This is a genomic window from Aeromonas sp. EERV15 (assembly GCF_900079845.1).
GTDB lineage: Bacteria > Pseudomonadota > Gammaproteobacteria > Enterobacterales > Aeromonadaceae > Aeromonas > Aeromonas sobria.
Genome location: NZ_FKKY02000162.1, coordinates 1 through 439, shown reverse-complemented (window position 1 = coordinate 439; position 439 = coordinate 1). Strand labels below are relative to the sequence as shown.

Annotated in this window: 1 protein-coding gene; it reads right to left on the bottom strand. The window is 63.1% G+C overall.

The genetic code is table 11. The annotated features are described in order from the left end of the window. The coding region (locus BN4575_RS22990) for a hypothetical protein (protein WP_218060821.1) at positions 1-184 on the bottom strand (184 nt) is incomplete at its 3' end. Positions 185-439: the final 255 nt, after the last annotated feature.

Below are 439 nucleotides of genomic sequence, written 5' to 3'. Positions count from 1 at the left end.
AATACTGGACCTCCCGCTTTTCTTTCTCGGAGAGCTTGGCGCCGTACTCCTCGAGCAGGTGCAGATCGAGGAACTCTTCGGGCAGCAAAGGCACCTCGGGGTTCATCGGATCCACATCGATGTTCCAGGGCAGCGTGTCCCCGTTCCACTGTCCCTCCTTGGCGCGTCGGTACAGATCCGCCATCTCTGGTTGCTCGCTCGGCTAGCGCCAGTCGACGTGAGCGCTGTGCGAGGCGGCCATCTGCGTGGGGACTCCTTGCTTCCCCCGATGCAGGAAGATCCCTCTCACCCCCGAAGGCCCGAGCGCTGCGAGGACGCGCGGGTCTCGGATGTGGAGGAGAAGATCGAGCGCTTCCAGGTAAGCGTCGAGCTGACTGCGCATTCTGGGAGGGAGGAGATTCGTCAGGCGTGCGGTGTCGATCATGGCGGTCCTCAGAGC